Origin of the sequence: Spiroplasma attinicola (genome assembly GCF_023509825.1) — a bacterium.
Taxonomy (GTDB): domain Bacteria; phylum Bacillota_I; class Bacilli_A; order Mycoplasmatales; family VBWQ01; genus Spiroplasma_D; species Spiroplasma_D attinicola.
The window spans coordinates 122,778-134,997 of sequence record NZ_JAKQXY010000001.1 but is presented as its reverse complement, the minus strand read 5'-3'; the positions used below and the strand labels follow the sequence as shown (position 1 = coordinate 134,997).

Annotated in this window: 11 protein-coding genes; 10 read left to right on the top strand and 1 reads right to left on the bottom strand. The window is 26.5% G+C overall.

Going from position 1 to position 12,220, the window contains the following annotated elements; translation table 4 throughout:
- The first annotated feature begins 34 nt into the window (after positions 1-34).
- From LT335_RS00670 to ribF, 8 genes are all read left to right on the top strand, one after another.
- Complete coding sequence (locus LT335_RS00670; protein WP_249727876.1) at positions 35-2,227, top strand: hypothetical protein; 2,193 nt, start codon at positions 35-37, stop codon at positions 2,225-2,227.
- A gap of 267 nt (positions 2,228-2,494) precedes the next feature.
- On the top strand, positions 2,495-4,858 hold the full coding sequence (locus LT335_RS00665; RefSeq protein WP_249727875.1) for a hypothetical protein: 2,364 nt from the start codon (positions 2,495-2,497) through the stop codon (positions 4,856-4,858).
- 153 nt (positions 4,859-5,011) lie between these two features.
- Positions 5,012-5,425, top strand: a complete 414-nt coding sequence (locus LT335_RS00660) for a hypothetical protein (protein WP_249727873.1) — start codon at positions 5,012-5,014, stop codon at positions 5,423-5,425.
- A complete protein-coding gene (locus LT335_RS00655; protein ID WP_249727871.1) occupies positions 5,406-5,669 on the top strand; it encodes a hypothetical protein in 264 nt (87 codons plus the stop codon). Before LT335_RS00660 ends, LT335_RS00655 begins: the two co-directional genes overlap by 20 nt.
- Positions 5,644-6,276: a ribonuclease HII gene (gene rnhB, locus LT335_RS00650; protein ID WP_249727869.1), complete on the top strand. Its 633-nt coding sequence runs from the start codon at positions 5,644-5,646 to the stop codon at positions 6,274-6,276. The genes LT335_RS00655 and rnhB overlap by 26 nt, the downstream gene beginning before the upstream one ends.
- A gap of 122 nt (positions 6,277-6,398) precedes the next feature.
- Positions 6,399-8,375, top strand: coding sequence for a type I DNA topoisomerase (gene topA, locus LT335_RS00645; RefSeq protein ID WP_249727867.1), 1,977 nt, complete (start codon positions 6,399-6,401; stop codon positions 8,373-8,375).
- A 21-nt stretch (positions 8,376-8,396) separates the two neighbouring features.
- Complete coding sequence (gene truB / locus LT335_RS00640) at positions 8,397-9,296, top strand: tRNA pseudouridine(55) synthase TruB (RefSeq protein ID WP_249727866.1); 900 nt, start codon at positions 8,397-8,399, stop codon at positions 9,294-9,296.
- The gene (ribF, locus tag LT335_RS00635) at positions 9,277-10,194 is read left to right on the top strand and encodes a riboflavin biosynthesis protein RibF (protein ID WP_249727864.1); all 918 of its coding nucleotides are present in this window, start codon (positions 9,277-9,279) and stop codon (positions 10,192-10,194) included. The genes truB and ribF overlap by 20 nt, the downstream gene beginning before the upstream one ends.
- Here ribF and LT335_RS00630 read toward each other — a convergent pair.
- Positions 10,187-10,993, bottom strand: coding sequence for a phosphotransferase (locus tag LT335_RS00630; RefSeq protein WP_249727862.1), 807 nt, complete (start codon positions 10,991-10,993; stop codon positions 10,187-10,189). The genes ribF and LT335_RS00630 overlap by 8 nt on opposite strands.
- A gap of 79 nt (positions 10,994-11,072) precedes the next feature.
- Here LT335_RS00630 and LT335_RS00625 point away from each other — a divergent pair, with 79 nt between their 5' ends.
- On the top strand, positions 11,073-11,606 hold the full coding sequence (locus tag LT335_RS00625; RefSeq protein ID WP_249727861.1) for a cob(I)yrinic acid a,c-diamide adenosyltransferase: 534 nt from the start codon (positions 11,073-11,075) through the stop codon (positions 11,604-11,606).
- The gene (gene rdgB, locus LT335_RS00620; protein ID WP_249727859.1) at positions 11,606-12,202 is read left to right on the top strand and encodes an RdgB/HAM1 family non-canonical purine NTP pyrophosphatase; all 597 of its coding nucleotides are present in this window, start codon (positions 11,606-11,608) and stop codon (positions 12,200-12,202) included. Before LT335_RS00625 ends, rdgB begins: the two co-directional genes overlap by 1 nt.
- Positions 12,203-12,220: the final 18 nt, after the last annotated feature.

Here is a 12,220-nt window from a genome sequence, read left to right as displayed (position 1 = left end):
TCTTATTTAAAAATTGAAAGGTGGAAATAAGTAAATGGCAAAAGATTTAACAAAAGAAGTGCTTCCAATCGAAGAATCAAAACAAGAACAAAAGAAACAATTATATAAAAACTGAAAACTTTATGCTACTACTTTGGGAGTTGTGACAATTGGTTTAAGTGTTGGTTTAGGAGTAGGATTAGGAACAACGGGACATCATCAAAATGTTGTTGTTACAAAGAAAAATTTAAGCGATCTTGGACTTAAGACAATAATTGATTTATCACCTGATACGACAATTTCAGATGTGAATGAATTAATTGATCAATTTTTACAAGATAATCAAGATGCTGCTAGTGATTTAAGAAATGGTAAAGATATTAAAATTAATTCATATGTTTTACCAGACTGAGGAAGTTCTGGTTGAGTTGAAATTAGTGGTACTGGAAAATACCAAGGAACATTAAGAATTAATTTCCCTGCTTGACAACAAGTAGATTTAAGTACTCTTAATGCCACTACAATTACTGGTAGTGAAAACATGCAAGAAACAGATGCTTTCAACCTTTTCTTGGCAAACAACAAAGAAAACAATCTTACTGACCTAAAAGATAATGTTAATTTGTTGTTTACAGCGCCAGATTATAAAAATCTTGGTTCATTAGTAATAATGGCGAAACCGAATACTAAATATAGTGAAACAATTAAAATTGCAATTAGTATTTTAGAAAAAAAAGATATTAATCAATTAAATTTAAATACCGATAATATTAATGGTCTTGAAAATATGTCAAAAGAAACTGCCTTTGCTGCTTTTATGGCAAATAATCAAGATCAAGATGCTAGTGATTTAAGAGCAAATGTTAATTTGGTGTTTACAGCGCCAGATTATAAAAATTTTGGTTCATTGATAATTACACCAACAGAACATGGTAAATATAGTGGTGATGAAATTGTCATATCTATTAATCCGATTAGTGACCAAAAAGACTTATCAAGTTTAGATTTAGTTCTTAATTTTCCGAGTTCATTTCTTACTAAAGAAACTGCCTTTGCTGCTTTTTTAAAATTAAATCAAGACAAGTATCCTGATTTAAGCGATAATGTTACAATCGGTTCATTTAATATTGGTTATATGCAAGATAGTGTTTTAGAAATTAAAGGGATAGCAGATGATAGCAAATATATTGGTACTGTTAAATTTATTTTTAATGGTTTAGGCTCAATTGCTCAAGTTGCTTTAGATACAATTATTGATAGTAACTTTACAATTGATAGCACAGAAAATATGACAGCAGAAATGGCATTACAAGCTTTTTTAGATAGTACTAAGAAAGAACATCCTGATTTCAATAATAATATTGAAATTACTAATTTTACTGCTCCAACATATGATAATTCTGGTTTCTTAACAATTATTGCTCGAACAGATATTGATAATAAGTATACAGGAAGCATTACAGTAACTATTAATAAAATGTCACAACAACCATTATCAGAATTGAACTTAATTGATAACATTGAATTTGATGAACAATGACGAACAGAAAAAGATATTTTTGACCAATTTATTAAACTTAATGAAAATTTATATCCTGATTTAAGCGATAATATCACAATGGGAGCTTTTGATCGCGATAATGGAACATTAGAAATTCAAGCTAAGCCAGGGACAAAATATAGTGGCAGTGTTAATATTACTTTCACTGCGAATATTAAAACCAACTTAAATGAACTTGGTTTGCAAACCTCTTTAGTAAATTCAGAAGTTAATACGTTTTATGTTGATCAAACGATGGCGTTTGAAGCATTTTTGGCAGCAAATTCAAGTATTAATGATTTAAGAGATAATGTTGAAATTATTAATTTTGTTAATTCAGAATATAATGGCAAACATGGTTCTTTAACACTTGCTGCTAAAGCAGATAGTAAGTATGCAGGTGAAATTACAATTGATTTAGATGCAGTTACAACGCCACTTAATTTAGATTCATTTAATGGTTGAAATGTTGGCGAACTTGAAGTTGCTGATACTGATAGTGCAATTACAGATGCTATTATGAACAAAATTGATCAACTTATTAAACCAACAATTAGTGATGGTGGTGGGATTACTTTCATAAAATGGGGATTAAGTATTAGTGTTGATGCTAGTCATACTTCAATTACCCTTACTCCAGGTTTACTGTCAGTTGGTAAAATAATTGGTTCAGGAACAATTTATTTCACAGTTAAAGTTGCAAGTTAACAAATTAGAAATTAATAATTAGTAAAAGTGATATTTAAAAAAATATATCACTTTTTTATTTATATAAGATTGTTTAGATAATTCTTATAAGTTATTAAACATACGATATAAAGTATTAATAATTAAGAATTTCTTCATGTCTACTTTAAAGTAACATTTAAAAACAAAACCTAAGTTGTTTTTTCTATCAAGAATTTTTATAAATATTCTGCTTTGCTTCATTTTTAAAAATGTTATAATACCTTAAAAGTAAAAGAGGTAAAAACAATGGCTAAAGATTTAACAAAAGAAAATTTACCTTTAGGAGCAAATAAAGAGAAAAAACAATTATATAAAAATTGAAAACTTTATGCTATTGCTTTAGGAATCGCTACAATCGGTTTAAGTGTTGGACTTGGAGTAGGTTTAGGAGCAGGGCAACATGATTCACTTGTTGCAAAGAAAGATTTAAACGAACTTGGTTTTAAGACAACAATTGCTTTAACACCTGGTACGACAATTTCAGATGTAAATCAATTATTAGATCATTTTTTACAAAATAATCAAGATGTTACTAGTGATTTAAAAAATGGTAAGAATATTAAAATTAGTTCACATGGATTACCAAGTTGAGGAAATTCTGGATGAATTGAAATTACTGGTACTGGTAATTATAAAGGAACATTAACAATTAATTTTCCCACTTGAACCCAAATCGATTTAGATACTTTTGATATAAGTGCGATTGAGGGTGTGATTGGCATGTCACAAGATGATGCCTTTAATGCTTTTTTGGAAAAAAATAATGCTGTTACTGATTTGGCATCTAATGTTGATTTATCATTTGTTGCACCAAATGATGATAAAGTTGGCTCTTTGGCAATTATTGCTAAACCAAATACTAAATATACAGGAACGATTACAATAACTATTAGTAGGTTAGGACAAATAAAATTAGAAACATTAAATCTTAATACATCAGCAATTTCAGGTGTTGAAAATATGACAGCAGATGATGCTTTTAATTTTTTTATAGCAAATAATGCTAATATTGAAAATATTTCTGATTTAAAGAATAATATTGCTTTAGCATTTATTGCACCAAAATATACAAGCACAGGTTTATTACTAATTGATGCTACAGTAGATGGTCAATATAGTGGAAATATTAAAATAACTATTAATGCAATTGAACAAAAAAAATTATTAGAGTTAGATAATCTTGTTACAAAATTACCATGAAATGGAATTTTTAAAAATCAAGATGATGCTTTTGATGCCTTTTTATCCTTAAATTTTGAATACCCTGACTTAAAAGATAATGTTACAACTGGTTTATTTTTACTAGGTTATGGTCTTGATAATGGTTCATTAGTAATTGATGCTACGGTTGATGGTAAATATAGTGGTAATGTCACATTTCATTTTAATGGATTGCCACAAACAAATTTAAGTCAACTTAATACAACAATTCAAGGTACAGAAACCATGACACAAGATGATGCAATGCAAGCATTTATCAATGAAAATCCAAATTATCTGTCTTTAGATACTAGTCTTGAAATTAATTCATTCACTGCTCCAACTCATGATAATTCAGGTTCATTAACTATTACTGCTAAGCCAAATACTGGTTATACTGGAAGTGTTACAGTAACTATTAATAAGATTGAACGAATAAGTTTAGAACAATTAGATTTTGTTGATTCATTTACTTTTCAAAGATGAATTACCGATCAAAATGATATTTTTGATCAATTTATCAAAATTAATGAAAATTTATATCCTGAATTAAGAAATAATGTTGAAATTGGTTCATTAACAGTACCAACTGCTGATAGTGTTGGTTCTTTAACAATTAATGCTAAAGCAGATGGTAAATATACTGGTAGTGTGATATTTACTTTTTCAGGACAAATCCAAACAAATTTAAATACTCTTAATACAAGTGCTATTAATGGCAATGAAAATATGACAGCAGATGATGCTTTTACTGCTTTTTTAGCAAATAATGCTATTACTGATTTGAAAGATAATGTTGATTTAAGATTTATAACTCCAACTGCTGATAGTGCTGGCTCTTTAGTAATTACTGCTAAGTCAAATACTAAGTATACTGGAACGATTACGATAACTATTAATAAATTATTTACTGCAAAAAATTTAAATCAGCTTGGACTTAATAAAAGATTAAATGATGTATATATCATCCAAGAAAAAGCATTTCAAGCATTTTTGAATGCGAATTCAAATATTAGTGATTTGAAAGATAATGTTGAAATTACTAGCTTTATTAATTCAAAATATGATCAATCAGGTTCACTAGTAATTACTGGTAAAGGTAATTATACTGGTAGTGTTACAATTGAATTAGGAAAAATTTCGCTGCCACTTGTTTTAGACCAATTTAATGGTTATGATGCTGGCAAGATTTCAGTTAATGGAACTAGTGATAGTGATATCAAAAATGCTATTGTTCAAACAATTGTTGATTTAGCAGCACCTCCTGTTGGAGCAGGGATAATAAACAGTTTTATAAATATTTCTTTAAATTCTAATCGTACTGCGGCAACAATTACATCAAGTTTTCTTGGTAGTTTAACTGGTCAAATAAAAGGTAAAGCAACAATTTACTTCACTGTTGCAAATTAATAAATTAAAATTTTATCATTAAAAAGTGATATAGAAACATTAATATATCACTTTTTTATTGCTAATATTTTTTATTTTAAATATTAAATGATTGCTTTTAATAATGTATAATTATAGTGCAAATAAGTCTTTAGAAGTTGGAGAATTAAGATTGTGACAGAATCAGAAACAAAAATAATTGAAGTTGAAAAAATTAATCAAGAAATCAAAAATCTCGAAGCATCTTTGAGAGATTTTCAGTATGAGCAAAAAAAATATTCATTTAAGAAAACTGATTTTCAAGAAAATCCAAGTAATTTATGATTAAGATTCTTTTTGGGGTTTTTTACTTGCTTTCTTTCTTTTCTTGGGTTTGTTAGTAAAGAAGAAGCTTTAATACATAAGGAAAAAAATAAAAACAATTTAGAATGAAATCAAGAACATAAGATTGATATTGATCAACAAAATGAAAAAATCTTAAAAGAAATTAAAGCATTTAATAAAAAAGTGCAATTAAAAATTAATCGCTTAAAAGGTAAGTTAAATCAAATGGAAAGTAGCGAGGAAAATGATACCAATAATACATAAGTTGGCAAAAGAACTGGAAAATGATCATGTTATGGCATCATATGTTATTGTAATTGCAGCTGGTGTCATGATAACAGGTCTTTTAATATGATTAGTTGTTATGATGATAAAAAAAATCATAAGCATCCATCATAAGAAACAAAAAGCACTAACTAATAAAAAGCAGAAATCAGAGAAAACTAAAAATATAATCAAAAATTATAAAAAGATTGATTCCGATGGAACAAGTAATTTATCATTATAATTATGAATTAATTAATTATCCAAATTGTGATTTAATTGCTGGTTTTGATGAAGCAGGAAGAGGTGCTATTGCTGGGCCAATTGTTGTTGCTGCGGTAATTTTACCTTTAGGTTTTAAATCTAATTTAATTAAAGATTCAAAACAATTAACGGCTAAACAACGCGAACAAGCATATCAAATTGTGCTTGAAAATGCTTTAGATTATGCGATTACAATTATTGGTTTGGATGTGATTGAAAATATTAACCCAAAACAAGCTTCAGTTAAAGGAATGGAAATTGCTTTTGCTAATCTTAATTTACAACCAAATGTTTGTTTAATTGACTTTGAACAACCAAATTTTAATAATTTTCAAGGCATTACTGAGTCATTAGTTAAAGGTGATCAAAAATCACTTAATATTGCTGCTGCTTCAATTCTTGCTAAAGTTTTTCGTGATTGAATGATGAGTAATTATCATCAATTTTATCCTAATTATTGTTTTATAAATCATAAAGGTTATTACACGAAATTACATGCTGATAATTTAAAAAAATATGGTGTTTCTTTAATTCATCGTAAAACTTATCAGCCAGTTAAAGATATAATTAATCATAATAAATCATAGTAATCTATGATTTTTTTGTTACAATAATTAAGCAAAAGTTATAAAATTCCTTTGAAAATGGAAATTTTCATATTATACTTTATAAATGATAAAAAATATAAACTTAAAAAGAGGTTAATTAAATGAGTACAAAGTTAGTAATTATGGAGTCACCAACAAAATCTAAAACAGTTGCTAGTTATTTAGGTAAAGACTATTTGGTTTTATCATCTGATGGTCATATTAGAGATTTAGCAAATCGAGGTCAATATCGGTTAGGAATTAATTTTGATGATTATACACCAATTTACAAAACGCCAAGAAAGAAAATGCCTAAAATTAAAGAATTAAAAAGTGCTGCAAAAAAAGCAGAGCATATTTATTTGGCAACTGACCATGATCGTGAAGGTGAAGCAATTGCTTATCATTTAGATACAGTCTTAGAAACAAACAATAGATCTTCTCGAGTAACTTTTAATGAAATTACTAAAGATGCAATTTTAACAGCAATAAAAAACGATCATCAATTAGATTTAAATTTAGTTAATAGTCAAAAAGCACGACAAATGCTTGATCAGATGATTGGCTTTCGTTTAAGTAATTTATTACAAAAGAAAATTGGTTCACGAAGTGCTGGTCGAGTACAATCAGTTGCTTTAAAATTAATTTCAATGCGAGAACGAGAAATTAATGATTTTCTTCCTGAAGAATATTGAATAATTACTAGTGATTATCAAAAGTTTATTTTAACATTAGATAAATATCGTAACGAAGCAATTAAAATTACTAATGAAAAACAAGCAAATGAAATCAAAAATGCTTTAAGTGATAAGTATAAAGTTATTAGTATTACTAAGCAAAATCGAAAACGAAATTCTTTAAATCCTTTAACAACAAGTACAATGTTGCAAGCAGCAACTAGATTAAATTTTAGTACTGGCAAAACAACTTTTGTTGCACAACAATTATATGAAGGAATTGATATTAAAGGAAAATTACAAGGATTTATTAGTTATCCAAGAACTGATTCAATTCGTTTAAATGCAAATTTTGTTGAAGTAGCAAAAAAATTAATTGTTGATACTTATGGTCAAGAATATTTAGGTCAAGAAAAAAGTCAAACGAATAAAAAAAATGTTCAAGACGCTCACGAAGCAATTCGTCCAACTGATTTAGCAATGACACCAAAACTTGCTAGTCAATTTTTGAGTAAAGATCAATTAAAACTATATCAATTAATTTATAATCGTACTTTGTCATCATTGATGGCACCTGCGAAATTATGAACAACAACAATTTGATTTGATAATAATGAATATCAATTTAGATTATCTGGTCAGGAAATTGAATTTAAAGGATTTTTAATTATTGACGATAATAGTGTTGAAAAAGAAGAAGTAATTAATTTACCTAATTTGAAAGAAAACCAAGTAATTACTACTGATAAAATTAATTTACAACAAAACTTTACTAAACCAAAAGCTCGCTATAGTGAAGCAAGATTAATTAAAACTTTAGAAGATTTAGGAGTTGGAAGACCTTCAACTTATAGTCCAATTTTAAATACAATTCAAGTTCGTGGTTATGTTATTTTAGAAAACAAAGCTTTTAAACCAACTGAAAAGGGGTTATTAACTAATGACAAACTTCAAGAGTTTTTTTATGATATTATTAACGAGAACTATACATCACAAGTTGAAGAGGAATTAGATAGCATTGCTCAAGGTAAATTGGTAATGAACGAAGTTGTAAAAGATTTTTGATTAAAGTTTGAGCCAAGAGTTGAAGATGCTTTTGAAAATATGCAAGAAGCAAAGCCAGTACCAAAATTTTTAGATGAAATTTGTCCAAGATGTCAGGAACATTTATTAGTTGAAAGAGTTGGTCGTTATGGTAAATTTGTTGCTTGTTCTGGTTTTCCAAAGTGTACTTATATTAAAAAAGAAATTAAGGTTGTTAAACCTTGCCCAGTTTGTCAAACAGGAAATTTAGTTGTTAAATCAGCAAAAGGAAAAAGACAATTTCTTGGGTGTACTAATTATCCTGATTGTAAACACATTGAAAAATATCAAGAATCAGACGAAAAAAAAGCAATTAAAACAATGCAATTAGAAGATTAAGTTTTAGGTCGGTGAATTTTGTTGAAAGATTATATTTTATTAATTGATAAACCAGCTTATATGACATCACAAGATTGTTTAACAATTCTTAAACGCAAGTTAAAAGTTAAAAAAATTGGTCATACAGGAACATTAGATCCAATTGCTACGGGTTTAATGGTTGTTTTAGTTAATGAAGCAACAAAATTAAGTAATTTTATTTTAAATGCTAATAAAACTTATTTTGCAACAATGCAATTATTTATTCGTACTGATACGGATGATATTAGTGGTAAAGTATTAGAAACTAGAGCACCATTTGTCATTTCACAAGAAAGTTTAAATCGTGTTTTTAATTTTTATGATAATTCTGAATATGAACAAGTAGTACCACTTTATTCTGCAGTTAAAAAAGATGGCTTAAAACTTTATCAATATGCAAGACAAAATAAACCAGTTGAATTACCAAAACGACTTGTTACTATTAAACGATTAAGAATCGTTTCTGTTAAAGAAAATTTAATTCAATTTCAACTTACATGCTCTAAAGGTACTTATGTTCGTTCATTAATTAGAGATATTGCTCAAGATTTAAAAACAATTGGCACAATGGTAGCTTTAAGACGAGTAGAACAAGGTGATTTTAGAATTCAAGATGCTATTTTATTAGATGACATTGTTGATGAAAAAAGTATTAAAAATAAAATGATTCCAATTGTTAAGGGATTGAAAAATTCTTTAAAAATTGTTACGATTAGTAATAAAAATATGATTACAAAAATTAAAAATGGTCAAGAAATTAACTTACCAGATCTTGAAATTAAAAAAGAAATCTTATTAGTTAATAATAATAAACAACCTTTGGCAATATATGCTAATAATAAGGGTACAACTTATATTAGTAAAAAAGGATTCAATATCGATGAGAGTGATAAAAACTAATAATTTAAGCAGTAAAGTTAATCAAGAAAATAAACCTTTAATTGCGATTTGAGGTTTTTTTGATGGCTGACATTTAGGTCATCAAGCGTTATTAACTAAAATGATTAAAATTGCAAAAGATAATCATTATCAAACACTGGTAATTAGTTTTGATGTAAAACCACAAAATATTTTATTGCAAAAAGAATTTCCAATTATTTTAAATAATCAAGATAAAATTGCTTTTTTAACAAATAAAAATATTAATTATTATTGTCAATTAACATTTAGTCAAGAATTAGCACAAACTTCTGCTGAAAATTTTATTAAATGATTATTAAATAATGATGTTAGAGCAGTTGTTGTTAATAAAGATGTTCACTTTGGTGCTAAAGGACAAGGTGATTTAAAAACTTTACAAGATTCACAATTACAAGTTTTTCTTAGCCAAGATGTCTATGATCAAAATCAACAAAAAATTTCTTCAAGTTATATTAAAGGATTGCTAGAAAAGAAAGAAATAGTACATGCTAATAGTTTATTAGCTACTAAATATACATTAACGGGTAAAGTTGTTGATGGCATTAAAGAAGCGCGAACTTTAGGCTTTCCAACAGCAAATTTAGAATTAACTAATAATTATGTTATTCCTGGTGTTGCTACTTATATTAGTAGAACTGAAGTTGATAATAAATGGTATCAATCAATGACAGTAGTTATTATTCGTAATAATAAACCTTTGGTTGAATCATATTTATTAGATTTTAAGCAAAATATTTATGGTAAAACAATTAAAACGCAATTTTTGAATTATTTACGAGATAATATTAATTTTTCTAGTAAAGAGGTTTTAATTGAGCAAATTAAAAGTGATTTAAAAAATACAATTGCTTATTTTAAAAAAACTAAAATTAGTTAACTTGTTTATTTAAGTTAGCTAATTTTATTTTTGCAATTGTTTGATAGGTTTTATTATTAGTTTTTTGATATAAATATTCTGCTCAATGATATCAAATTAAATTTTGATATTTAATTCAATTATTGATTATTTCTAATTCTGATTCAGATATTTTAAATAATTGATATCAATAATTAATATCTTCCGATTTAGTTAAAGTTTCTGAAACAAAAGAAGCAATATCAAATAGGCGATCATTTAAAGTAGCAAAGTCTCAATCAATTAAATATCATTTTTTATCTTGATAAACAAAATTATCAATTATTAAATCATTATGTGCCAAAACTATTTGTTGGGGCTGATAAATTTTTAATCATTGGATTAATTCATTTTTAATTGTTTGAAAATTATCTTTTGATTTAATTAAATTACAATACAAATTTAATTGTTTAAGTGCATCTCATTGTTTAATATTATTTTTAATTTTTACTTGATGAAGTTGTTGCACTAGTTTTGCTAGTATTTTTAAAGTTTCTTGATTAATTGTTTGTTTTGCTAAAGCAGATAGGTTTTGATAATAAGGCATTAGAATTCATAATTTGTCATCTGCAATTGTTGTTTCCAAAATTGGCAAAGTAAATTTTGCATTTTTAATTTCATTAATAACATTAATTTGATTTTTTCAATTAAGAAATGCTTTAGTAATTGGTTTCGAACGTTTGACAAAATATTTATTGTTTAAAATTAATAAATCATTAGTTAATCCTTGTGCTTTACTTGGTTGAAAATTATAAGGTAATGCAACTTGTTTAAATTTCATCAAAATCTCCTTTATTGTTTCTTAACTAATAAAATTATACAATTTATTTAGTAAAAGATAGAAAGTAGTTGATTATTAAATGCTAGAAAAAGGTTATATTCATATTTATAAAGGTGAAGGTAGAGGTAAAACTTCAATTTTAAATGGCATGGTAATTCGAGCTTTAGGTAATAATTTACGAGTTTATTATTTGCGATTTTTGAAAAATCGCCCTTCTGGTGAAATTGATTTTCTTGAAGCGACTGGTAAATTAGAAATAAAAAGTTTTTATCAATCTTCACAAAAATTTTTTTGAGAAATGAATAATGAAGAAAAAAATAATTTAAAAATTGAAACTCAACAAGGTTTACAATATTTAAAAAATTTAACACAACGCAGTGATGTTGATTTGATTGTTGTTGATGAAATTTTAGGTTGTATTCAAAATGGTTTAATTAAAGAACAAGACTTAATTGAAATTTTAGTAACAAGAAAAGCAACAATTGAAGTTGCACTTTCTGGTCGCTATCTTTCTCCTAGTTTAGAAGCGGTTGCAGATTTAGTTAGCGAAATTAATAATAAAAAGCATTATTTTGAAACAGGACAAATTGCTAGAAAAGGAATTGATTATTAATGGATAAAATACTTTGATTTGCTTCAAGTAATCGTAATAAGGTAATTGAAGTTGAAAAATTTTTTCAACCTTATGGTTATAAAATTAAAAGTTTATTAGATTTAGATGATAATTTAACAATTGTTGAAAGTGGCAAAACATATCAAGAAAATGCTTTGATTAAAGCACGAACTTTAGCAAATTATTTAAATCATGATGCGATTGTTATTGCTGATGATACGGGATTAGAAATTACTGCTTTAGATGATTTCCCGGGGATTTATTCAGAAAGATGAAGAGGCGATATGAATTTTCATCAAGCAATGGAAGTTATTTTACAAAAATTATCTGATAAAACTAATCGTCAAGCAAGAATGATTACTGTTGTTGCTTATATTGATAATAAAAAACGAATTACAAAAACTTTTACTGGTGTTCTTAATGGTGAAATTGCTAAAGAAATTACTAGCGATGAAAAAGGTTTTGGCTATGATGGATTTTTTTATTTACCAAAACAAAAAGTAACTTTGTATCAAATGTCGAAAACAGAAAAAAATCAAATTTCCCATCGGGCACAAGCATTAAAACAATTATTAGATTACTTAAATCATCAATAAAAAATCACCACAAGGTGA